The organism is Burkholderia lata, from assembly GCF_000012945.1.
In the GTDB taxonomy this organism is placed as follows: Bacteria; Pseudomonadota; Gammaproteobacteria; order Burkholderiales; family Burkholderiaceae; genus Burkholderia; species Burkholderia lata.
Genome location: NC_007510.1, coordinates 316,964 through 338,939, shown reverse-complemented (window position 1 = coordinate 338,939; position 21,976 = coordinate 316,964). Strand labels below are relative to the sequence as shown.

35 protein-coding genes are annotated in these 21,976 nt (G+C 60.4%); all 35 read right to left on the bottom strand.

The window, feature by feature from the left end; translation table 11 throughout:
* Positions 1-42 precede the first annotated feature (42 nt).
* On the bottom strand, positions 43-1,896 hold the full coding sequence (dsbD, locus tag BCEP18194_RS07480) for a protein-disulfide reductase DsbD (RefSeq protein WP_011350681.1): 1,854 nt from the start codon (positions 1,894-1,896) through the stop codon (positions 43-45).
* A complete protein-coding gene (gene cutA / locus BCEP18194_RS07475) occupies positions 1,889-2,215 on the bottom strand; it encodes a divalent-cation tolerance protein CutA (protein WP_011350680.1) in 327 nt (108 codons plus the stop codon). The genes dsbD and cutA overlap by 8 nt, the downstream gene beginning before the upstream one ends.
* Positions 2,216-2,417: 202 nt before the next feature.
* Positions 2,418-2,813: a 50S ribosomal protein L17 gene (gene rplQ, locus BCEP18194_RS07470; RefSeq protein ID WP_006477175.1), complete on the bottom strand. Its 396-nt coding sequence runs from the start codon at positions 2,811-2,813 to the stop codon at positions 2,418-2,420.
* Between the two features lie 138 nt (positions 2,814-2,951).
* Positions 2,952-3,929: a DNA-directed RNA polymerase subunit alpha gene (locus tag BCEP18194_RS07465; protein WP_006477176.1), complete on the bottom strand. Its 978-nt coding sequence runs from the start codon at positions 3,927-3,929 to the stop codon at positions 2,952-2,954.
* 124 nt (positions 3,930-4,053) lie between these two features.
* Positions 4,054-4,677 carry a 30S ribosomal protein S4 gene (gene rpsD / locus BCEP18194_RS07460; RefSeq protein WP_011350679.1) on the bottom strand — a complete coding sequence of 208 codons (624 nt, stop codon included), beginning with the start codon at positions 4,675-4,677 and terminating at the stop codon, positions 4,054-4,056.
* A gap of 154 nt (positions 4,678-4,831) precedes the next feature.
* On the bottom strand, positions 4,832-5,233 hold the full coding sequence (rpsK, locus tag BCEP18194_RS07455) for a 30S ribosomal protein S11 (RefSeq protein ID WP_004197937.1): 402 nt from the start codon (positions 5,231-5,233) through the stop codon (positions 4,832-4,834).
* 28 nt (positions 5,234-5,261) lie between these two features.
* Positions 5,262-5,627, bottom strand: a complete 366-nt coding sequence (rpsM, locus tag BCEP18194_RS07450) for a 30S ribosomal protein S13 (protein WP_006477178.1) — start codon at positions 5,625-5,627, stop codon at positions 5,262-5,264.
* Positions 5,628-5,665: 38 nt separating this feature from the next.
* Positions 5,666-5,782 (bottom strand): 50S ribosomal protein L36, encoded by a 117-nt coding sequence (gene rpmJ, locus BCEP18194_RS07445; RefSeq protein WP_004199844.1) that lies wholly within the window; start codon positions 5,780-5,782, stop codon positions 5,666-5,668.
* A gap of 20 nt (positions 5,783-5,802) precedes the next feature.
* Positions 5,803-6,021: a translation initiation factor IF-1 gene (gene infA / locus BCEP18194_RS07440; RefSeq protein ID WP_004521905.1), complete on the bottom strand. Its 219-nt coding sequence runs from the start codon at positions 6,019-6,021 to the stop codon at positions 5,803-5,805.
* Positions 6,022-6,026: 5 nt separating this feature from the next.
* Entirely contained in the window at positions 6,027-7,376 is a 1,350-nt protein-coding gene (secY, locus tag BCEP18194_RS07435) for a preprotein translocase subunit SecY (RefSeq protein ID WP_006482915.1), read from the bottom strand.
* Positions 7,377-7,418: 42 nt separating this feature from the next.
* Positions 7,419-7,853, bottom strand: coding sequence for a 50S ribosomal protein L15 (rplO, locus tag BCEP18194_RS07430; RefSeq protein WP_006477180.1), 435 nt, complete (start codon positions 7,851-7,853; stop codon positions 7,419-7,421).
* A 26-nt stretch (positions 7,854-7,879) separates the two neighbouring features.
* On the bottom strand, positions 7,880-8,062 hold the full coding sequence (gene rpmD / locus BCEP18194_RS07425) for a 50S ribosomal protein L30 (protein ID WP_006400644.1): 183 nt from the start codon (positions 8,060-8,062) through the stop codon (positions 7,880-7,882).
* Positions 8,063-8,077: 15 nt separating this feature from the next.
* Positions 8,078-8,596, bottom strand: a complete 519-nt coding sequence (gene rpsE, locus BCEP18194_RS07420) for a 30S ribosomal protein S5 (RefSeq protein ID WP_006482895.1) — start codon at positions 8,594-8,596, stop codon at positions 8,078-8,080.
* 14 nt (positions 8,597-8,610) lie between these two features.
* Positions 8,611-8,976, bottom strand: coding sequence for a 50S ribosomal protein L18 (rplR, locus tag BCEP18194_RS07415; protein ID WP_006477183.1), 366 nt, complete (start codon positions 8,974-8,976; stop codon positions 8,611-8,613).
* 12 nt (positions 8,977-8,988) lie between these two features.
* On the bottom strand, positions 8,989-9,519 hold the full coding sequence (gene rplF / locus BCEP18194_RS07410; protein WP_011350678.1) for a 50S ribosomal protein L6: 531 nt from the start codon (positions 9,517-9,519) through the stop codon (positions 8,989-8,991).
* An 18-nt stretch (positions 9,520-9,537) separates the two neighbouring features.
* Positions 9,538-9,933 carry a 30S ribosomal protein S8 gene (rpsH, locus tag BCEP18194_RS07405; RefSeq protein WP_011350677.1) on the bottom strand — a complete coding sequence of 132 codons (396 nt, stop codon included), beginning with the start codon at positions 9,931-9,933 and terminating at the stop codon, positions 9,538-9,540.
* Positions 9,934-9,947: 14 nt separating this feature from the next.
* Positions 9,948-10,253, bottom strand: a complete 306-nt coding sequence (rpsN, locus tag BCEP18194_RS07400; protein WP_011350676.1) for a 30S ribosomal protein S14 — start codon at positions 10,251-10,253, stop codon at positions 9,948-9,950.
* Between the two features lie 7 nt (positions 10,254-10,260).
* Positions 10,261-10,800, bottom strand: coding sequence for a 50S ribosomal protein L5 (gene rplE / locus BCEP18194_RS07395; protein WP_006477186.1), 540 nt, complete (start codon positions 10,798-10,800; stop codon positions 10,261-10,263).
* Between the two features lie 16 nt (positions 10,801-10,816).
* On the bottom strand, positions 10,817-11,125 hold the full coding sequence (gene rplX / locus BCEP18194_RS07390) for a 50S ribosomal protein L24 (RefSeq protein ID WP_006477187.1): 309 nt from the start codon (positions 11,123-11,125) through the stop codon (positions 10,817-10,819).
* A 9-nt stretch (positions 11,126-11,134) separates the two neighbouring features.
* Positions 11,135-11,503, bottom strand: coding sequence for a 50S ribosomal protein L14 (rplN, locus tag BCEP18194_RS07385; RefSeq protein ID WP_006482918.1), 369 nt, complete (start codon positions 11,501-11,503; stop codon positions 11,135-11,137).
* A 309-nt stretch (positions 11,504-11,812) separates the two neighbouring features.
* Positions 11,813-12,085, bottom strand: a complete 273-nt coding sequence (gene rpsQ / locus BCEP18194_RS07380) for a 30S ribosomal protein S17 (protein ID WP_006477189.1) — start codon at positions 12,083-12,085, stop codon at positions 11,813-11,815.
* Positions 12,082-12,276, bottom strand: coding sequence for a 50S ribosomal protein L29 (gene rpmC, locus BCEP18194_RS07375; RefSeq protein WP_006400652.1), 195 nt, complete (start codon positions 12,274-12,276; stop codon positions 12,082-12,084). The genes rpsQ and rpmC overlap by 4 nt, the downstream gene beginning before the upstream one ends.
* A gap of 9 nt (positions 12,277-12,285) precedes the next feature.
* Positions 12,286-12,702: a 50S ribosomal protein L16 gene (rplP, locus tag BCEP18194_RS07370; RefSeq protein WP_006482873.1), complete on the bottom strand. Its 417-nt coding sequence runs from the start codon at positions 12,700-12,702 to the stop codon at positions 12,286-12,288.
* Between the two features lie 2 nt (positions 12,703-12,704).
* Positions 12,705-13,505 carry a 30S ribosomal protein S3 gene (gene rpsC / locus BCEP18194_RS07365; RefSeq protein WP_006482899.1) on the bottom strand — a complete coding sequence of 267 codons (801 nt, stop codon included), beginning with the start codon at positions 13,503-13,505 and terminating at the stop codon, positions 12,705-12,707.
* Between the two features lie 11 nt (positions 13,506-13,516).
* Positions 13,517-13,846: a 50S ribosomal protein L22 gene (gene rplV, locus BCEP18194_RS07360; RefSeq protein ID WP_004199272.1), complete on the bottom strand. Its 330-nt coding sequence runs from the start codon at positions 13,844-13,846 to the stop codon at positions 13,517-13,519.
* Positions 13,847-13,858: 12 nt separating this feature from the next.
* On the bottom strand, positions 13,859-14,134 hold the full coding sequence (gene rpsS, locus BCEP18194_RS07355; protein WP_004199273.1) for a 30S ribosomal protein S19: 276 nt from the start codon (positions 14,132-14,134) through the stop codon (positions 13,859-13,861).
* A 10-nt stretch (positions 14,135-14,144) separates the two neighbouring features.
* Positions 14,145-14,972: a 50S ribosomal protein L2 gene (rplB, locus tag BCEP18194_RS07350; protein ID WP_006482900.1), complete on the bottom strand. Its 828-nt coding sequence runs from the start codon at positions 14,970-14,972 to the stop codon at positions 14,145-14,147.
* A gap of 2 nt (positions 14,973-14,974) precedes the next feature.
* On the bottom strand, positions 14,975-15,289 hold the full coding sequence (gene rplW / locus BCEP18194_RS07345; protein WP_004199275.1) for a 50S ribosomal protein L23: 315 nt from the start codon (positions 15,287-15,289) through the stop codon (positions 14,975-14,977).
* Positions 15,286-15,906 (bottom strand): 50S ribosomal protein L4, encoded by a 621-nt coding sequence (gene rplD, locus BCEP18194_RS07340; protein ID WP_011350675.1) that lies wholly within the window; start codon positions 15,904-15,906, stop codon positions 15,286-15,288. Before rplD ends, rplW begins: the two co-directional genes overlap by 4 nt.
* Positions 15,906-16,556, bottom strand: coding sequence for a 50S ribosomal protein L3 (rplC, locus tag BCEP18194_RS07335; protein ID WP_041492998.1), 651 nt, complete (start codon positions 16,554-16,556; stop codon positions 15,906-15,908). Before rplC ends, rplD begins: the two co-directional genes overlap by 1 nt.
* Positions 16,557-16,733: 177 nt before the next feature.
* A complete protein-coding gene (gene rpsJ, locus BCEP18194_RS07330) occupies positions 16,734-17,045 on the bottom strand; it encodes a 30S ribosomal protein S10 (RefSeq protein WP_004199280.1) in 312 nt (103 codons plus the stop codon).
* 287 nt (positions 17,046-17,332) lie between these two features.
* The gene (gene tuf / locus BCEP18194_RS07325; RefSeq protein ID WP_011350666.1) at positions 17,333-18,523 is read right to left on the bottom strand and encodes an elongation factor Tu; all 1,191 of its coding nucleotides are present in this window, start codon (positions 18,521-18,523) and stop codon (positions 17,333-17,335) included.
* Between the two features lie 39 nt (positions 18,524-18,562).
* The gene (gene fusA / locus BCEP18194_RS07320) at positions 18,563-20,665 is read right to left on the bottom strand and encodes an elongation factor G (protein WP_011350673.1); all 2,103 of its coding nucleotides are present in this window, start codon (positions 20,663-20,665) and stop codon (positions 18,563-18,565) included.
* A 123-nt stretch (positions 20,666-20,788) separates the two neighbouring features.
* Positions 20,789-21,259, bottom strand: a complete 471-nt coding sequence (gene rpsG / locus BCEP18194_RS07315; protein ID WP_006477195.1) for a 30S ribosomal protein S7 — start codon at positions 21,257-21,259, stop codon at positions 20,789-20,791.
* A 172-nt stretch (positions 21,260-21,431) separates the two neighbouring features.
* Positions 21,432-21,812 carry a 30S ribosomal protein S12 gene (gene rpsL, locus BCEP18194_RS07310; protein WP_006400662.1) on the bottom strand — a complete coding sequence of 127 codons (381 nt, stop codon included), beginning with the start codon at positions 21,810-21,812 and terminating at the stop codon, positions 21,432-21,434.
* Positions 21,813-21,976: the final 164 nt, after the last annotated feature.

Below are 21,976 nucleotides of genomic sequence, written 5' to 3'. Positions count from 1 at the left end.
CAACGCGCCGGTTCGCCACCAGCACGCTCGCGATACCTACAGTCATACCGTCGGGACCGCAGCCCGGTCGAGGCTGCGCAGGAACGTCTCAGCGGCCTGATAGCCGACCACGCGCCCGATTTCGTTGCCGTTGCGATCGAAGAAGATGATGCCCGGCGGCCCGAACAGGTTGAAACGCTTCAGCAGCGCCTGGTCGTCCGGGTTGTTCGCGGTGACATCCGCGCGCACGAGGTGAAGCTGCGCGAGCCGCGCCTGCACGCGCGCGTCGGTAAACGTCAGATGCTCCATCTCCTTGCAGCTCACACACCAGTCGGCGTAGAAGTCGAGCATCACGGGCTGGCCCGACGTTTTCAGCAGCGTGTCGAGTTCGCCACTCGAGCGCACCGATGCGAATGCAGGCCCGTCCTGCGCGGCGGCCGCACCCGCCGTCGCAGCGCCGCCCGACGCAACCGTGCGTGCTGCCAGCACCGCCAGCGGCTTGACCGGGTCGGTCGATCCCGCGGCCAGGCCGACGAGCAGCGTGGCCGCCCAGATTGCGAGTGCCGCGCCTACGCCACGGCCGAGACGACGCCAGATAGACGTGGCGCCGGCATTCGGCGTGAACAGCCCGAGCGCCGCGGCCGCGATCAGCAGCCACAACGCAGCGAGCACCATCTTCAGGCCACCGGCCAGCACCGGCCACACGATCCACAGCGCGGCCGCGAGCAGCACGATGCCGAAGAACACCTTCACGCCGTCCATCCATGCGCCGGCGCGCGGCAGCACCGTCCCGGCGCCGACGCCGACGACCAGCAGCGGCACGCCCAGCCCCAGCCCCATCGCGAACAGCGCGGCACCGCCGAGCAGCGCATTGCCCGTGTGCGCAATGAAAGCGAGCACCGCGAACAGCGGCGCCGTCATGCATGCGCCGACGACCAGCGCGGACAGCGCGCCCATCGCCGCGACCGCGACGAAATGGCCGCCCTGGCGCGCGCCCGATGCCTCGGCTGCGCCGTTCTGCCAGCGCGCGGGCAGCGCGATGTCCTTGCCCGAGATCAGCGAGACGGCGAACGCGGTCAGCAGCACGCCGAACGCGCCGAGCACCCACGGGTTCTGCAGCCACGCACCGAGGCCCTGGCCGACCAGCGCCGCGGCGATGCCGAGCACCGTATAGACCAGCGCCATGCCGACCACGTAGGTCAGCGACAACGCGAAGCCGCGCGCATGCGTCGCCCGCGTGCCCTGGCCGATGATGATCGCCGACACGATCGGGATCATCGGGTACGAGCACGGAAGGAGGCTCAACACGACGCCCGCGACGAAATACAGGGCGACGATCGTGAAGAAGCCGTGCCCTTCGAGCAGCGACTGCGCGAAATCGGCGCTCGTGACCTTGTCGAACCAGCTGCCGGCGGCAGCCGCATCGCCGGACGACGGTGACGAAGCAGCACCCAGCGCGGCGCCGTCGACCTTCACGACGTGCTCGGCCGGCGGATAGCAGATGCCTTCGTCCGCACACCCCTGCGATGTCACCGCGAGCTCGAATGGGCCCGACGCCTGCTTGACGGGCACGTGCACGACGACTTCGTCACGGTAGGTCTCGACGTTCTTCTGGAACGTCTGGTCGAACTTCACGTGGCCGGCCGGGAATTGCGGATCGCCAAGCGTCGCCTGCCCGCTCTTTACCGCGAACGCGAACCGCTCGCGGTACAGGTAGTAGCCGTTGGCGACCTTGAAGCGGACGTCCACCTGTCCCGGCGATTCGCTCGCACTGAACTTGAACGCAACCGACGGATCGAGGAAATCGTCGGCCGCGCGCGCGACCGACAGGCCGCCCAGCACGAGCATGAACGACAACAGGACTGCGAGGAACCGCAGCGCGCGCACGCGCACGGGAAGCGCCATACCGTTAAACATGAAATAGACGTTGAGTTTCGCTGGTCACCCACTGGCCGTACGCGGCCGATGCCGTCGTCTGCCACGAGACGATTTCGGGCGTCTCGTAAGGATGATGCGCGAGAATAAATCGCTCCAGTTCGAGCGCCCGCACGGGGCTCGTCTTGAACAGCAACTGGATCTCGTCGGCCGTTTCGACCTTGCCCTGCCAGTGATAGCGCGACTTGATCGCACCGAGCTCCGACACGCACGCGGCAAGCCGGGCATCGAGCGCGCCGTCTGAAAGCACCTTGGCGGTCTCGGCATCGGGCACCGTCGTCAGCATCAGCACCACTATCATCCGCGCCCTCCTGGCTGGTCTATCGGCTCCTGCCGACGCGGATTGTCCATCTGGGGAGCGCGCCGGCTGCCCCGTATCGTAGCGCAGCCCGCGCAACGCTGCCGGCACCGCCCTGCGACAATCGATCGCAGCCGGCGCCGGAAAAACAAAAAGGGCCAAGCAATCGCTCGGCCCCTTTCAGATACTGCTGCGTACCGGAAGCTTACTCAGCTTCTTGCACGTTTTCCGTTTCGTCGACTTCCGGACGATCGAGCAGCTCGACCAGTGCCATCGGTGCGTTGTCGCCCACGCGGAAGCCGAACTTCAGCACGCGCAGGTAGCCGCCCGGACGGTTCGCGAAACGCGGACCGAGCACGTCGAACAGCTTCGCCACCGAGTCACGATCGCGCAGGCGGTTGAACGCCAGGCGACGGTTTGCCAGCGACGGCTTCTTGCCGAGCGTGATCAGCGGCTCGACGACTTTACGGAGTTCCTTCGCCTTCGGCAGCGTCGTCTTGATGACTTCGTGCTCGATCAGCGAGTTGGACATGTTACGGAGCATAGCCAGACGGTGGCTGCTCGTGCGGTTCAGTTTCCGCAGACCATGACGATGGCGCATTTCAGTTTCCTTGATTCAAAGTTTTGATCCAGCTCTTCTATCGCACCTCGAAGGGTGCACGGGCCGGTAGCGAAAAAAAGCAAGATGCGGATTTTAAAGGAAAATCCGCATCTTTGCCAACTACAGCATCAACCAGGCTTACTTGTCGAGACCAGCCGGCGGCCAGTTCTCGAGCTTCATGCCCAGCGTGAGACCGCGCGAAGCGAGCACTTCCTTGATCTCGTTGAGCGACTTGCGACCGAGGTTCGGCGTCTTCAGCAGCTCGTTTTCCGTGCGCTGGATCAGGTCGCCGATGTAGTAGATGTTCTCGGCCTTCAGGCAGTTCGCCGAACGAACCGTCAGCTCGAGATCGTCCACCGGACGCAGCAGGATCGGATCGATCTGCGGTGCACGCGACGGCGCTTCGGCTGCCGTTTCCGTGCCTTCCAGCGCCGCGAACACGGACAGCTGGTCGACCAGGATGCGGGCCGATTGACGGATCGCTTCTTCCGGCGTGATCACACCGCTCGTCTCGATGTTCATCACGAGCTTGTCGAGGTCGGTACGCTGCTCGACACGTGCGCTTTCGACAGCGTAGCTCACGCGGCGAACCGGCGAGAACGATGCGTCGAGGACGATGCGGCCGATGATCTTGGCCGTGTCTTCGCCGTAGCGACGGACGTTGCCGGGCACATAGCCGCGACCCTTCTCGATCTTGATCTGAACGTCGAGCTTGCCGCCCTTCGACAGGTGCGCAATCACGTGATTCGGGTTGATGACTTCGCAGTCGTGAGCCAGCTCGATATCGCCGGCCGTGACAACGCCTTCACCTTCCTTGCGCAGCGTAACCGTCACTTCGTCACGGTTATGCAGCTTGAACACCACGCCCTTCAGGTTCAGCAGCAGGTTGACGACGTCTTCCTGCACGCCATCCAGCGTCGAGTACTCGTGCACCACGCCCGCGATCGTCACTTCGGTCGGCGCGTAGCCAACCATCGACGACAGCAGCACGCGACGCAGCGCATTGCCCAAGGTATGGCCGTAACCGCGTTCGAACGGTTCCATGACCACCCTCGCGTGGTTCTCGCCCAGCGATTCCACGGCGATGATCTTGGGTTTCAGCAAACTGGTTTGCATGGGCTTTCCTTTTCAATACCCTCGGCTCGTTACACCGATAAGGCTGACCGGTAACAACCAGAAAATAAACAGCCGAGGCCCCTCCTTGCGCAACGCAATCGGGGTACCTCGGCCGTCAATCGGATTAACGCGAATACAATTCGACGATCAGGCTTTCGTTGATGTCGCCTGCGATTTCAGCGCGTTCCGGCATTTGCTTGAACGTGCCTTCGAACTTCTTCGCATCGACTGCAACCCAGCTCGGCATGCCGCCTTGCTCAGCCAGCGACAGCGCTTCGACGATACGCGCTTGCTTCTTCGCCTTTTCGCGGATCGCGACGACGTCACCCGACTTCACTTGCTGCGACGGGACGTTCGCAACGACGCCGTTCACGGTGATCGACTTGTGGCTCACCAGCTGACGCGCTTCAGCGCGGGTCGAGCCGAAGCCCATGCGATACACGACGTTGTCGAGGCGCGACTCGAGCAGTTGCAGCAGGTTTTCACCCGTGTTGCCCTTGCGGCGGTCGGCTTCAGCGAAGTAACGGCGGAACTGACGTTCCAGCACGCCGTAGATACGCTTGACCTTCTGCTTTTCGCGCAGCTGCGTACCGTAGTCGGACGTACGTGCGCCCGAGGTACGGCCGTGCTGACCCGGCTTGCTGTCGAGCTTGCACTTGTCGGCGAGCGAGCGACGTGCGCTCTTCAGGAACAGGTCGGTGCCTTCACGGCGGGACAGCTTGGCCTTCGGGCCGATATAACGTGCCACTTTGCATTCCTCTATCAATCAGTCACGCAGATCTGAATCCGCGCTAGTTCGCGCCCTTTGGGGCGAACGGTGGGCTTAGTCAATCAAAAAAGCAACGCCCGTCGACGCTGAGCGGCGACAGGCAATGTGCTAGCACGAACGTGCCAGCACACCTTTAGATACGACGACGCTTCGGCGGACGGCAGCCGTTGTGCGGAATCGGGGTGACGTCCGAAATCGCGGTGATCTTGATGCCGAGGCCGTGCAGTGCGCGCACTGCCGACTCACGACCCGGGCCCGGGCCCTTGATCCGCACTTCCAGATTCTTCACGCCGTATTCCATCGCGACGCGGCCAGCCGACTCGGCTGCGACCTGGGCAGCGAACGGCGTCGATTTGCGCGAGCCCTTGAAGCCCTGACCGCCCGACGTCGCCCATGCCAGTGCATTGCCTTGGCGATCGGTGATCGTGATGATCGTGTTGTTGAACGACGCGTGAACGTGAACCACGCCTTCAGCGACGTTCTTCTTAACCTTCTTGCGAACGCGTTGCGCCGCGGTGTTCGAAGCCTTAGCCATTACGTTTTCCTGTAACTGTCAGTTCCGCTTACTTCTTCAGCGCTTGCGCTGCACGACGCGGACCCTTGCGAGTACGTGCGTTCGTACGCGTACGCTGACCGCGCATCGGCAGGCCCTTGCGATGACGAACGCCACGGTAGCAACCGAGGTCCATCAGGCGCTTGATGTTCATCGTCACTTCACGGCGCAGATCGCCTTCGACGACAAACTTGCCCACTTCTTCACGCAGCTTTTCCAAGTCTGCGTCGGTCAAGTCCTTGACCTTCTTCGAAAAATCGACGCCAGCTGCCACGCAGATGCTGCGCGAACGGGTGCGGCCGACACCAAAGATTGCCGTCAGGCCGATCTCGGTGTGCTGGTGATTCGGGATGTTAACCCCTGCGATACGAGCCATTGTTTTTCCTCAAACAAAAAGCGCAAACAAACGCGCGGTCAGCCTTGGCGCTGCTTGTGGCGCGGATCCGAGCTGCAGATCACGCGAACGACGCCCTTGCGCTTGATGATCTTGCAATTGCGGCAAATGCGCTTAACCGATGCCATCACTTTCATGATAATACCCTTTTTTCAAATCACTTCGCCCGGAACACGATCCGCGCACGAGACAGATCGTAAGGCGTCAACTCAACCGTCACCTTGTCGCCAGGCAGGATGCGGATGTAGTGCATCCGCATCTTCCCGGAAATATGACCCAACACGACATGGCCGTTTTCCAGCTTCACACGGAAGGTCGCATTCGGGAGGTTTTCGATCACCTCACCCTGCATCTGGATTACATCGTCTTTGGCCATAGTCCTTAACGCATCGGGATGTTGCCGCCCTTGAAGTTCGCCTTCTTGAGCAGTGACTCATACTGTTGCGACATAACGTACGACTGCACCTGCGCCATAAAGTCCATCGTGACGACGACAATGATCAGCAGCGACGTTCCACCAAAATAAAACGGCACGTTCCAGCGCAGCACCAGAAACTCCGGCAGCAGACACACGAAGACGATGTAGATCGCACCGGCCAGCGTCAGACGCGTGAGGATGCGGTCGATATATCGTGCGGTCTGATCGCCCGGACGGATGCCCGGAACAAACGCGCCGCTCTTCTTCAGGTTGTCCGCGGTTTCCCTGCTGTTGAACACCAGTGCGGTGTAGAAGAAGCAGAAAAACACGATCGCCAGCGTGTACAGCAGCACATAGACCGGCTGGCCCGGCTTCAGCGCTTCCGCAACGTTATGCAACGTATTGGAAATCCAGCTTCCCGTCGGCTGACCGGTACTGAACCAGCCGAGAATCGTTGCCGGGAACAGAATGATCGACGATGCGAAGATCGGCGGAATCACACCCGACATGTTCAGCTTCAGCGGCAGATGCGACGACTGCCCACCGTAGATCTTGTTGCCGACCTGGCGCTTCGCGTAGTTCACGAGGATCTTGCGCTGACCGCGTTCGATGAACACGACCAGGTAAGTCACCGCGGCAATCAGAACGACGATGATGATCGCCGAAATGATGCTCATCGAACCCGTACGCACCAGCTCGAACAACCCACCGACGGCATTCGGGAACCCTGCTGCGATCCCGCCGAAGATGATGATCGAGATACCGTTGCCCAGACCACGCTCGGTAATTTGCTCGCCGAGCCACATCAGGAACATCGTGCCCGTAACCAGCGTCACGACCGTCGTCAGACGGAACAGCATGCCGGGGTCAGTGACGAGGCCCGGCTGGTTTTCCAGCGCAGCCGCGATACCGAACGCCTGGAAGGTCGCGAGCACCACGGTGAAATACCGCGTGTACTGCGTGATCTTCCGTTGCCCTGCCTGCCCTTCCTTCTTCAGCGCCTCGAGCTGCGGCGATACGATCGCCAGCAACTGCATGATGATCGACGCCGAGATGTACGGCATGATCCCCAGCGCAAAGATCGTGAAGCGGGAAAGCGCGCCACCCGAGAACATGTTGAACATGCCCAGGATGCCGCCCGCCTGGCTCTGGAACAGCTTTGCCAGTTGATCCGGATCGATGCCCGGCACGGGAATGTGCGCGCCGATGCGATAGACGATCAGCGCCAGGAGCAAGAACATTGCTCGCCGGCGCAGATCGCCGAATTTCGCCGTGCTTCGACCGGGTTTTGCAAGACTCGGGCTGTTAGCCAAGTACCTTCTCCGATGAATGCAAGTGACGACGCGCTACGCGTGTCACTCGGCGAACGAACCGCCAGCCGCTTCGATCGCAGCGCGCGCACCCTTGGTGGCACCGAGACCCTTCACGACGATCTTGCGCTTCAGTTCGCCCGTCGCGATGATCTTTGCGCTCTTCGTCAGCTCACCGACCAGGCCGGCTTGCTTCAGTGCGAGCAGATCGATCTCGTCGACCGGCAGCTTCTCGAGGTCGCTCAGGCGCACTTCACCGACGAATTCCTTCGTCAGCGACGTGAAGCCGCGCTTCGGCAGACGACGTTGCAGCGGCATCTGACCGCCTTCGAAACCGACTTTGTGGAAGCCGCCCGAACGCGATTTCTGACCCTTGTGACCACGGCCAGCCGTCTTGCCGAGGCCCGAACCGATGCCACGGCCGACGCGACGCTTGGCGTGCTTTGCGCCAGCTGCCGGCTTCAGGTTATTCAATTCCATATCAACTCCTTGATCCGTAGGGCCGCTTACGCGATGACCTTAACGAGGTACGAGACCTTGTTGATCATGCCGCGGACCGCCGGCGTGTCCTGAAGCTCGCTGACCGAGTTGAGTCGGCGCAGGCCCAGGCCACGCACGGTCGCGCGGTGCGATTCGCGGGTCCCGATCAGGCTCTTAACGAGCTGAACCTTGACAGTTTTTTCAGACATGGTGACCACCCGGGCTTAGCCCAAAATTTCTTCGACGGACTTGCCGCGCTTCGCCGCGATGTCTGCCGGGGTGGACTGCTTGCGCAGGCCGTCCAGCGTGGCGCGAACGAGGTTGTACGGGTTCGTCGAACCGTGGCTCTTTGCCACGACGTTCTGAACGCCCATCACGTCGAACACTGCGCGCATCGGGCCGCCGGCGATCACGCCCGTACCTGCCTTCGCCGGAGCGAGGAGGACAGCGGATGCGCCATGCTTGCCGTGCACTTCGTGTTGCAGCGTGCCGTTCTTGAGCGGCACCTTGAACATGTTGCGACGAGCTTGTTCCATTGCCTTCTGGACAGCGACCGGCACTTCCTTCGCCTTGCCCTTGCCCATACCGATACGGCCATCACCATCGCCAACCACGGTCAGTGCGGCGAAGCCGAGAATACGGCCACCCTTCACGACCTTGGTCACGCGATTGACCGAAATCATCTTTTCACGAAGGCCGTCGTCGCGCTCGTCAGCCTGAACTTTCGCTTGCATCTTTGCCATGACGAATTCCTTCCTTAGAACTTGAGCCCAGCTTCACGAGCTGCCTCAGCCAGCGCCTTGACGCGGCCATGGTAGCGGAAGCCCGAGCGGTCGAAGGCGACGGATTCGATGCCGGCAGCCTTTGCCTTCTCGGCAATACGCTTGCCGATCAGCGTCGCGGCATTAACGTTGCCGCCCTTGCCCGACTTGTCGGCCAGTTCAGCGCGCACTTCAGCTTCGAGCGTCGACGCGCTGGCGAGCACCTTGGTGCCGCAGGGCGAGAACACTTGAGCGTAGATGTGCGTGTTCGTGCGATGCACGGCGAGACGCGCGACCTGCAGCTCAGCGATCTTGATACGCGTCTGGCGAGCGCGGCGCAGGCGAGATTGAGTCTTATCCATGATTGCGCACCCTTACTTCTTCTTCGTTTCTTTGAGGATCACAACCTCGTCGGAATAGCGCACGCCCTTGCCCTTGTAGGGCTCCGGCGGACGGTAACCGCGGACTTCCGCAGCCACTTGACCGACTTGTTGCTTGTTGATCCCCTTGATCACGATTTCGGTTTGCGTCGGGGTTTCTGCCTTGACGCCTTCCGGCATCTGGTGCACCACCGGGTGCGAGAAACCCAGCGACAGGTTCAGCTTGTCGCCTTGCGCTTGCGCACGATAACCGACGCCAACCAGCGTCAGCTTGCGCTCGAAACCCTTGGTCACGCCGTGCACGGCATTCGCGATAATCGCGCGCATCGTGCCCGACAGTGCATTTGCTTCGCGGCTTTCGTCAACCGGCGCCAGGTTCAGCGTACCGTCGTTGTTCGCCACGTTCACGAGCGGATTGATCGCTTGCGTGATGGTGCCCAGCGGGCCCTTGACGGTGATCGCACCGTCGGCCAGCTTGACTTCCGCGCCTTGCAGCGCGATCGGGCTCTTACCTACTCGAGACATGTTTCTCTCTCCTCGGCTTTAAGCGACGTAGCAGATGACTTCGCCGCCGACGCCGGTAGCGCGCGCCTTGCGGTCGGTCATCACGCCCTTGGGCGTCGACACGATTGCCACACCGAGGCCATTCATGACCTGCGGGATGTCGTTACGGCCACGGTACACGCGCAGGCCAGGCTTCGAAACGCGTTCGATGCGTTCGATGACCGGACGGCCAGCGTAGTACTTCAGCGCGATATTCAGTTCGGACTTCGCACCTTCCGCCTTCACGGCGAAATCGTCGATATAGCCTTCGTCTTTCAGGACTTGCGCGATTGCAACCTTGACTTTCGACGAGGGCATCGACACCGATACCTTCTCGACCATCTGCCCATTGCGGATGCGAGTCAGCATATCGGCGATAGGATCACTCATGCTCATTTACGTTTCTCCTATTACCAGCTCGCCTTGGTCAGGCCAGGAATCTCGCCACGGAATGCGATTTCACGAATCTTGTTACGCGCGAGGCCGAATTTACGGAACGTGCCACGCGGACGGCCCGTGATCGCGCAGCGGTTACGCTGGCGGGTCGGGTTTGCGTTGCGGGGCAGTTGCTGCAGCTCCAGGCGTGCTTCGTAGCGCTCTTCTTCCGACTTGCTTTGGTCTTCGACGATCGCCTTCAGCGCATCGCGCTTTGCTGCGAACTTCGCGACCAGGCGGGCGCGCTTCTTTTCACGTTCGATCAGTGCCAGTTTAGCCACGGTAACCTCAGTTTCTGAACGGGAACTTGAAGCTGGCGAGCAGTGCCTTTGCTTCGTCGTCGGTCTTCGCAGTCGTCGTGATGCTGATGTTCAGCCCACGCAGTGCGTCGATCTTGTCGTAGTCGATTTCGGGGAAAATGATCTGCTCTTTCACACCGATGTTGTAGTTGCCACGGCCATCGAACGCACGACCCGACACACCGCGGAAGTCACGCACGCGGGGCAGCGCAACCGTCACGAAACGGTCGAGGAATTCGTACATTGCTTGGCCACGCAGCGTCACCATCGCGCCGATCGGGTAACCCTGGCGGATCTTGAAGCCTGCGATTGCCTTGCGTGCCTTCGTCACGACCGGCTTCTGACCAGCGATCTTCGTGAGGTCGCCAACGGCGTTCTCGATGATCTTCTTGTCAGCGATCGCTTCGCCAAGACCCATGTTCAGCGTGATCTTGGTGATGCGCGGCACTTCCATGACCGACTTGTAACCGAACTTCTCGATCAGGCCGGGCACAACCTTTTCTTTGTAAAACTCTTGAAAACGAGCCATTTTTTACTCCGCTGCGTCAGGCGCTCAGTACAGCACCGGTCGTCTTCAGGAAGCGAACCTTCTTGCCTTCCTCGACCTTGATGCCAACACGCGACGCCTTGCCATTCGCGTCGACCAGTGCGACGTTCGAAATATGCAGGGGCATCGTCTTCGCTTCCACGCCGCCCGTCGTACCCTTCATCGGGTTCGGCTTCACATGCTTCTTGACGAGGTTGATACCTTCAACCGTCACATGCTCTGCACCGACAGCCAGCACGACGCCGCGCTTGCCCTTGTCCTTGCCAGTGACGACGATGACTTCGTCACCTTTGCGAATCTTGTTCATCGCGACTCCTTACAGCACTTCCGGCGCCAGCGAAACGATCTTCATGAATCGTTCGCTACGCAGCTCACGCGTGACCGGCCCGAAGATACGGGTGCCGATCGGCTCGAGCTTGTTATTCAAAAGCACAGCGGCGTTGCCGTCGAACTTGATCAGCGAGCCGTCTTGACGGCGCACGCCCTTGGCGGTGCGGACCACCACGGCGTTGTAAATTTCGCCTTTCTTCACGCGCCCGCGCGGCGTTGCCTCTTTGACGCTCACCTTGATGATGTCGCCAATGCCGGCGTAACGACGCTTCGAGCCGCCGAGCACCTTGATGCACAGGACTTCACGTGCACCCGTGTTGTCGGCTACTTCGAGCCGAGATTCGGTCTGGATCATGGTTTGTCTTTCCCAACTTAATCCGGATGCACCACCATGATGCATTCGGTCAGTCTTGGTCCCGTCAGCCAATCGGCTGCTTGGGTTGGAACAGCAGCGACGGCAAACGAAACCCGCCATCGCAATTCGGTGAATCTTTCGGACAGGCAGGCGCCAGTCCGCTTCCCCCACCAACTTCGCCCGCGACGGGGCTCCCATAAAGAGGGAAGACCAGGATTATAACAAATAATCCTGGTCACGCAAGCAAATACTTTGCGATTTCAAGCACTTCGCGGAGAAGTGCCTGTTACTGCCTACTGCACAGCCCGCTTAGATGACGCGAGCTGCTTCGACGAGGCGCGACACCGTCCAGGCCTTCGTCTTCGAAACAGGACGAGTTTCCTGGATTTCGACGAGATCGCCTTCGTTGTAGGTGTTCGCTTCATCGTGCGCGTGGTACTTCTTCGAGCGCACGACATACTTGCCGTAGATCGGATGCTTGACGCGGTGCTCGATCAGCACGGTGACGGTCTTGTCCATCTTGTTGCTGACGACCCGACCGACCAGCGTCCGCTTCAGCGAGGTTTTCACGCTATCGTTCATTTCTGGTTCGCCTTCTGAGTCATGACGGTCCGCACACGTGCGATGTCGCGACGAACCTTCTTCAGCTGGCTCGTGTTCGTGAGCTGCTGGGTCGCGAGTTGCATGCGCAGGCCGAATTGCGCCTTCAGCAGGTCCGCCAGCTCCTTGTTGAGCGCGGCCTGGTCTTTCTGGAGAAGTTCGGAAGCCTTCATATTTTCTCCTTAGGCGCCGAGCTGGCGCACGATGAACGCCGTCTTCAGCGGCAGCTTGGCTGCAGCCAGACGGAACGCTTCGCGTGCCAGTTCTTCGGTTACGCCGTCCATTTCATAGAGCATCTTGCCCGGCTGAATCTCGGCGACGTAGTACTCAGGGTTACCCTTACCGTTACCCATACGCACTTCGGCCGGCTTCTGCGAAATCGGCTTGTCCGGGAAGATCCGGATCCAGATGCGGCCGCCACGCTTGATGTGACGCGTCATTGCACGACGCGCCGCTTCAATCTGGCGTGCGGTCAAACGACCGCGACCGATAGCCTTCAGGCCGAATTCACCGAACGACACTGCGTTGCCGCGCGTCGCCTTGCCGGTGTTACGACCTTTCTGCTCTTTACGATACTTCCTGCGTTTCGGTTGCAGCATCGTTATTCTCCAGTCTTGCCGTCTTCGGGCTTGCCGGCGCCACGGCGCGGTGCGCCACGACGAGCACCCGGAGCGCCGCCTTCGCCATCACGGCGCGGACGACGGTCGCCCGGACGCGCATTGCGACGCGGACGCTTGTCTTCGGCTACTTCTTCCACCACCGGTGCGTCGTTGCGGCCGAGCGTATCGCCCTTGTAAACCCACACCTTGACGCCGATGATCCCGTAGGTCGTCTTCGCTTCCGAGGTCGCGTAGTCGATATCAGCACGCAGCGTGTGAAGGGGCACGCGACCTTCGCGATACCACTCCGTACGAGCGATTTCGATACCGTTCAGACGGCCCGCGCTCATGATCTTGATGCCCTGGGCACCCAGACGCATCGCGTTCTGCATCGCACGCTTCATCGCGCGACGGAACATGATCCGGCGCTCGAGCTGTTGCGTGATCGAGTCAGCGATCAGCTGAGCATCGGTTTCCGGCTTGCGGATTTCTTCGATGTTGACGTGGACCGGAACGCCCATGCGGCGTTGCAGTTCCGTCTTCAGCTGCTCGATATCCTCGCCCTTCTTGCCGATGACCACACCCGGACGCGAGCTGTAAATCGTGATGCGCGCGTTCTTCGCCGGACGCTCGATGACGACCCGACCGACCGAAGCGTTCTTCAGCTTCTTCTTCAGGTATTCACGAACACCGATGTCTTCCTGCAGCATCGCCGCGAAATTGTTGTTGTTCGCGTACCAACGCGAAGCCCAATTGCGGCTGACAGCCAGGCGGAAGCCAGTCGGATGAATTTTCTGTCCCATCGTATGGCTCCTTAATTCCCGACCGTCACAGTGATGTGACAGGATTGCTTCTCGATGCGGTTACCGCGGCCCTTGGCGCGCGCGGTGAAACGCTTGAGCGATGCAGCCTTGTCGACGTAGATGCTCTTGATCTTGAGCTCGTCGATATCGGCGCCTTCGTTGTGCTCCGCATTCGCGATTGCCGACAGCACAACCTTCTTCACGATGCCAGCCGCCTTCTTCGGCGAGAACGTCAGAACGTTCAGCGCCTTGTCGACCGGCAAACCGCGGATCTGGTCAGCCACAAGGCGCGTTTTTTGCGCCGAGATGCGGGCACCGCGATGAATTGCTTTCACTTCCATCTTGATTGCCCCTTATTTCTTGGCCTTCTTGTCGGCTGCGTGACCCTTGAACGTACGGGTCAGTGCGAACTCGCCAAGCTTGTGGCCGACCATGTTTTCCGAGATGTACACCGGAACGTGTTGACGGCCGTTATGAACAGCGATCGTCAGGCCGATGAAATCCGGCAGAATCGTCGAGCGACGCGACCAGGTCTTGATCGGCTTTTTGTCGCGCGAAGCTGCAGCCGCCTCAACTTTCTTCAGCAAATGGGCGTCGCAGAACGGACCTTTTTTAACAGAACGTGCCATTGCCTACTCCTTAACGCTTGTGACGGCGCTGGACGATCATCGTCGTCGTGCGCTTGTTGCTACGGGTGCGATAACCCTTAGCCGGCGTACCCCACGGGCTAACCGGATCGCGACCTGCAGCCGTCTTGCCCTCACCACCACCGTGCGGGTGATCAACCGGGTTCATCGCAACGCCACGCACCGTCGGGCGGATACCGCGCCAGCGGTTCGCGCCAGCCTTGCCGATCTGGCGCAGGCTATGCTCTTCGTTACCGACTTCACCGATCGTTGCACGGCACTCGATGTGCACGCGGCGGATTTCGCCCGAACGCAGACGAACCTGCGCGTAGACGCCTTCACGTGCCAGCAGCATTGCCGACGTACCAGCCGAACGCGCCATTTGCGCGCCCTTGCCCGGCAGCATCTCGATGCAGTGGATCGTCGTACCGACCGGAATGTTGCGGATCGGCAGCGTGTTGCCTGCACGGATCGGCGCTTCCGAACCCGACATCAGCTGTTGGCCGACGGTCAGGCCCTTCGGGGCGATGATGTAGCGACGTTCGCCGTCTGCGTAGAGCACCAGCGCGATGTTCGCGCTACGGTTCGGGTCGTACTCGAGACGCTCGACCTTTGCCGGAATGCCATCCTTCGTGCGACGGAAATCGACGATACGGTAGTGCTGCTTGTGACCACCACCCTTGTGACGCGTGGTGATACGACCGTTGTTGTTACGGCCGGCGGTCGAGCTCTGCGAGTCGAGCAGTGCCGCGAACGGCTTGCCCTGGTGCAGGTTCTTGTTGACCACCTTGACCATCGCGCGGCGACCCGGCGATGTCGGCTTAACTTTAACGATTGCCATGATTACTTGGCCTCCGCTTCAAAGTTGATTTCCTGGCCGGGCTTCAGGCAAACGTACGCCTTCTTCACGTCCTTGCGGCGGCCCATCGAACGGCCAAAGCGCTTTTGCTTGCCCTTCTGAACCAGCACGTTGACGGAATCAACTTCAACCTTGAACAGCAGCTCGACAGCCGCCTTCACTTCCTGCTTCGTGGCATCCGGTGCGACTTCGAACACGACTTGCTCGTTCTTGTCGGCAACCAGCGTCGCCTTTTCCGAGATCACCGGTGCGAGCAGGACCTGCATCAAACGATGATCGTTCTTGCGAATCTCGCTCATGACAGCAACTCCTCGATCTGGGCGACCGCAGCCTTCGTGACCAGCACTTTCTTGAAGTAGATCAGCGAGAGCGGGTCAGCGTAGCGCGGCTCGACAATTGCCACGTGCGGCAGGTTGCGCGATGCCAGGTACAGGTTTTCGTCAACCGTATCCGTAATGATCAGAACGGAGTCGAGACCCATGGTCTTGAATTTTTCGGCCAGCAGCTTGGTCTTCGGCGCTTCGAGGATGATGTCCTCGACGACCGACAGACGGCCTTCACGGGCCAGCTGCGAGAAGATCGAGCAGAGACCTGCGCGATGCATCTTCTTGTTGACCTTGTGCGAGAAGTTTTCTTCCGGCGAATTCGGGAAGATACGACCACCGCCACGCCACAACGGGCTCGACGACATACCGGCACGAGCGCGGCCCGTACCCTTCTGGCGCCACGGCTTCTTCGTCGTGTGCTTGACTTGCTCACGGTCCTTCTGTGCGCGGTTACCCTGGCGAGCATTCGCCTGGTAAGCGACGACGACCTGGTGGATCAGCGCTTCGTTGTAGTCACGACCGAACACGACGTCCGATGCGTTGACCACTGCACCTTCCTGACCATTTTCGTTCAGGAGCTTGAGTTCCATTATTTCGCCCCCTTGGTCTTGACGGCCGGCGTCACGAAGACCTTGCCGCCCTTCGCGCCCGGAATCGCACCCTTCACGAGCAGCAGCTTGCGCTCTGCGTCGATACGCGCGATTTCGAGGTTTTGCACCGTCACCGTCTCGTCACCCATGTGACCCGTCATGCGTTTACCCGGGAAAACACGACCCGGATCCTGCGCCATACCGATCGAGCCCGGCACGTTGTGCGAGCGCGAGTTACCGTGCGTAGCACGGCCGGAGGAGAAGTTGTAACGCTTGATCGTACCGGCGTAGCCCTTACCGATCGACACGCCTTGCACGTCGACCTTCTGGCCCACTTCGAAAAGATCAACACCGACCACGGCGCCATTCGACAGCTCAGCTGCCTTGGCCGCGTCAATGCGGAATTCCTTGAGGATTTCACCGGCTTCGACACCGGCTTTGGCGAGATGACCTGCCAGCGGCTTCGTCACGCGCGAGGCACGACGGGAGCCGAATGCAACCTGCACGGCCGTGTAGCCGTCGGTTTCAACAGTCTTGATCTGCGTCACGCGGTTGTCCGACACGTCCAGCACGGTGACGGGAATCGAATCCCCTTCCGCCGTGAAGATACGGGTCATGCCAACCTTGCGACCTACGAGTCCAAGGCTCATCATTTTCTCCATTCCCGACTGCGATTGGTCGGGGCTGATTTACAAAATGCCGGGCACGCAAGGCCCAACTTTTTTACGCGAATACGCGAAAAGCCAAGCATTATAGCCCGACCTCGCGTTTTCCGCAAGCAATCAAAGACTTAGCGCCGCCCGACAAGCCGATCGGCGCTGAAAGCCTTACTGCAGCTTGATTTCCACGTCGACGCCAGCCGGCAGGTCGAGCTTCATCAGCGCGTCAACCGTCTTGTCGGTCGGATCGACGATGTCCATCAGGCGCTGGTGGGTACGGATTTCGAGCTGATCACGCGACGTCTTGTTGACGTGCGGCGAACGCAGGATGTCAAAACGCTGAATGCGCGTCGGCAGCGGCACCGGGCCACGGACGATTGCGCCAGTCCGCTTCGCGGTATCGACGATTTCGGCAGCCGATTGATCGATCAGACGATAGTCGAATGCCTTCAGGCGAATGCGGATTTTCTGTTGCTGCATGACGATTCCTTGGAAAGAGCGAGGCGATGTTGCATCGCCGGACACTAAAAGAACGTGAAACTTGACGCCTGCGGGGAGCGAGACATCAGGTTCCTTGCGGTACTTCCACTGCTAAGCCCGCGATTCTACACGAAATTCTCGAGCGATGGTGCGAGTTTCTCACCCCACGCTTCAGCGTGACGGAAAAACAAAACCGGGTGCCAGCACAAGCTGGACACCCGGTTTCGACGGTACGGACTGCATACCGCGGAATCGCGGACCCCGTCGGGATCCGCGGATCGTCGATATTACTCGATGATCTTGGCGACGACGCCGGCGCCGACCGTACGGCCGCCTTCGCGGATTGCGAAGCGCAGACCTTCTTCCATCGCGATCGGTGCAATCAGCTTCACCGTGATCGACACGTTGTCGCCCGGCATCACCATTTCCTTGTCCTTCGGCAGCTCGATCGAGCCCGTCACGTCCGTCGTACGGAAGTAGAACTGCGGACGGTAGTTGTTGAAGAACGGCGTGTGGCGGCCGCCTTCGTCCTTGCTCAGCACGTACACTTCAGCCGTGAAGTGCGTGTGCGGCGTGATCGAACCCGGCTTCGCCAGAACCTGGCCACGCTCCACGTCTTCACGCTTCGTGCCGCGCAGCAGGATACCAACGTTGTCGCCTGCTTGACCTTGGTCCAGCAGCTTGCGGAACATTTCAACGCCCGTGCAGGTCGTCTTCACCGTCGGCTTGATACCGACGATTTCGATTTCTTCGCCGACCTTCACGATGCCGCGCTCAACGCGACCCGTCACGACCGTACCACGGCCCGAGATCGAGAACACGTCTTCCACCGGCATCAGGAACGCGCCGTCAACTGCACGCTCCGGCGTCGGGATGTACGTGTCCAGCGCGTCGGCCAGGCTCATGATCGCCACTTCGCCCAGCTCGCCCGTGTCGCCTTCCAGCGCCAGCTTGGCCGAACCCTTCACGATCGGCGTGTCGTCGCCCGGGAAGTCGTACTTCGACAGGAGTTCGCGAACTTCCATCTCGACCAGCTCGAGCAGTTCAGCGTCGTCCACCATGTCGCACTTGTTCAGGAACACGATGATGTACGGAACGCCAACCTGACGCGCCAGCAGGATGTGCTCACGCGTCTGCGGCATCGGGCCGTCAGCTGCCGAGCAAACCAGGATCGCGCCGTCCATCTGCGCTGCGCCCGTGATCATGTTCTTCACATAGTCAGCGTGGCCCGGGCAGTCGACGTGTGCGTAGTGGCGGTTAGCCGTTTCGTACTCGACGTGCGCCGTGTTGATCGTGATGCCGCGCGCCTTTTCTTCCGGTGCCGCGTCGATCTGGTCGTATGCCTTCGCTTCGCCGCCGAACTTCTTCGTCAGAACCGTCGTGATCGCTGCCGTCAGCGTCGTCTTGCCGTGGTCAACGTGACCAATCGTACCAACGTTCACGTGCGGCTTGGTCCGCTCGAATTTACCTTTTGCCATGATTCTCTTCTTTCAAAAATAATCGATTGTGATAACGAATTACTTCGTCTTCGCGCTGATGATCGCTTCTGCAACGTTCTTCGGAGCTTCAGCGTAGTGCTTGAACTCCATCGTGTACGTTGCGCGACCCTGCGTCAGCGAACGCAGCGACGTGGAGTAGCCGAACATTTCCGACAACGGCACTTCGGCGCGCACGATCTTGCCGCCGCCGACCATGTCATCCATGCCCTGGATGATGCCGCGACGACCCGACAGGTCGCCCATCACGTTGCCCATGAAGTCTTCCGGCGTTTCCACTTCCACGGCCATCATCGGCTCGAGCAGAACCGGATCAGCACGACGCATCGCTTCCTTGAACGCCATCGAACCGGCCATGCGGAACGCATTTTCGTTCGAGTCGACGTCGTGGTACGAACCGAACGTCAGCGTGACCTTCACGTCGACAACCGGGAAGCCTGCCAGCACGCCGCTCTTCAGCGTTTCCTGGATACCCTTGTCAACCGACGGGATGTATTCGCGCGGAATCACGCCGCCCTTGATCGCGTCGACGAACTCGTAGCCCTTGCCCAGTTCGCTGCGCTCGAGCGTGATGACCGCATGGCCGTACTGACCACGACCACCCGACTGCTTGACGAACTTGCCTTCGACGTCCGCGGCCGACTTGCGAATGGTTTCGCGGTACGCCACCTGCGGCTTGCCGACGGTCGCTTCCACGCCGAATTCGCGCTTCATCCGGTCGACCAGAATTTCGAGGTGGAGCTCGCCCATACCCGAAATGATGGTTTGACCCGATTCTTCGTCGGTCTGCACGCGGAACGACGGATCTTCCTGAGCGAGACGGTTCAGCGCCAGGCCCATCTTCTCCTGGTCAGCCTTCGTCTTCGGCTCGACGGCCTGCGAAATCACCGGCTCCGGGAAAATCATGCGTTCGAGCACGATCGGATGTGCCGGATCGCACAGCGTGTCGCCCGTGGTCGCTTCCTTCAGGCCGACCGCAGCAGCGATGTCGCCTGCGCGAACTTCCTTGATTTCTTCGCGCTGGTTCGCGTGCATCTGCAGAATACGGCCGAGACGCTCTTTCTTGTCCTTGGTCGCATTGAGCAGCGTGTCGCCCGAATTGACGACGCCCGAGTAGACGCGGAAGAAGATCAGCTGGCCGACGAACGGGTCGGTCATGATCTTGAACGCGAGTGCCGAGAACTTCTCGTCGTCGGACGCACGGCGTTCCGTCTTCTCGCCATTTTCGAGTTCACCCGTAACCGGCGGGATGTCGACCGGCGACGGCAGGAAATCGATCACGGCGTCGAGCATACGTTGCACGCCCTTGTTCTTGAACGCGGTACCGCACAGCATCGGCTGGATTTCGCACGCGATCGTACGGTCACGCAGACCCTTGACGATCTCGGCTTCCGACAGCTCGCCTGCTTCCAGGTACTTGTTCATCAGGTCTTCGTTCGACTCTGCAGCCGCTTCGACCATCTTTTCACGCCATTCGTTGCACGTGTCGACGAGTTCCGCCGGGATGTCGACGTAGTCGAACTTGGTACCTTGCGATGCCTCGTCCCAAATGATCGCCTTCATCTTGATCAGGTCGACGACACCCTTGAAGCCTTCTTCCGCACCGATCGGCACCACGACCGGAACCGGGTTCGCCTTCAGGCGCAGACGGAGCTGGTCGTAGACCTTGAAGAAGTTCGCGCCGGTACGGTCCATCTTGTTGACGAACGCGAGACGCGGCACCTTGTACTTGTTCGCCTGGCGCCACACCGTTTCCGACTGCGGCTGCACGCCGCCCACTGCGCAGTACACCATGCACGCGCCGTCGAGCACGCGCATCGAGCGCTCGACTTCAATCGTGAAGTCGACGTGGCCCGGGGTGTCGATGATGTTGATGCGGTGTTCCGGATAGTTGCCGCCCATGCCCTTCCAGAAGGCGGTGGTAGCAGCGGACGTGATCGTGATGCCACGCTCCTGCTCCTGCTCCATCCAGTCCATCGTGGCTGCGCCGTCGTGGACTTCACCGATCTTGTGGTTCACACCGGTGTAAAACAGAATGCGCTCGGTCGTCGTCGTTTTGCCGGCGTCGATGTGAGCGCTAATACCGATATTGCGGTAGCGCTCGATAGGAGTCTTGCGAGCCACTTTGATCCTCTACTGGGATGACACGATGCAGCGCTGCTGCATCATGCTTCAACACAAACGGGCGAGGCGCCTGAAAAGCGCACCCGCCCGGAATTTATTTCCGCTAAAAGCCCAGCCAGGCGCTTAGAAACGGAAATGCGAGAACGCGCGGTTGGCTTCTGCCATGCGGTGAACTTCGTCGCGCTTCTTCATCGCGCCGCCACGGCCTTCGGCCGCTTCGGAGAGTTCACCTGCCAGGCGCAGGGCCATCGACTTCTCGCTACGCTTCTTCGCAGCCTCACGCAGCCAGCGCATCGCCAATGCCATACGACGCGACGGGCGCACTTCGACCGGAACTTGATAGTTGGCACCACCAACGCGACGGCTCTTCACTTCGACCACCGGCTTGACGTTGTTGAGCGCAACCGTGAACACTTCCAGCGGGTCCTTGCCACCCTTGGTCTGGATTTGTTCGAATGCGCCATAAACGATGCGCTCTGCGACCGACTTCTTGCCGGACAGCATCAGCATGTTCATGAACTTGGCTACATCAACGTTACCGAACTTCGGATCCGGCAACACTTCCCGCTTGGGGACTTCGCGACGACGCGGCATGATTCTTCCTTTACTTGTTCAGTTGGAGCTGGTTCCAGCTCCGCGGCCACCAACAAACCCGATCACATCTTCACGACTAACCAGCTTGGCCGGGTGACCACTTACTCGACAGCACCGGCAATCCGGCACTCCCGCCTTGACCGCCCTGCGGCGATCCCTGATCAAAAACTGCTTACTTGGCAGCCTTTGCACGCTTCGCGCCGTACTTCGAGCGCGCTTGCTTACGGTCCTTGACGCCCTGGGTATCCAGCGAGCCGCGAACCATGTGGTAACGCACACCCGGCAAGTCCTTCACACGGCCGCCGCGGATCAGCACAACCGAGTGTTCCTGCAGGTTGTGGCCTTCACCGCCGATGTACGAAATCACTTCGAAGCCGTTCGTCAGACGAACCTTGGCGACCTTACGGAGTGCCGAGTTCGGCTTCTTCGGCGTCGTCGTGTACACACGGGTGCACACGCCGCGACGCTGGGGGCAGTCCTGCAGGGCCGGGCTCTTGCTCTTCGTCGTTTCCGACTGACGGCCTTTGCGAACCAGTTGGTTGATGGTTGGCATTGTTTATTCCTGAAATTGAACAAAATCTGCGCATCGATTTCGGGCAAAGCGAGAATCGGCGCACAGTTGACTTCCGAACCGGCGAAACGGGTGCGAACCTTGGAACGCGACTCGGCCCACCGAATACCGGAACCCAGCATCATATTCCGGAAATACCAACTAAG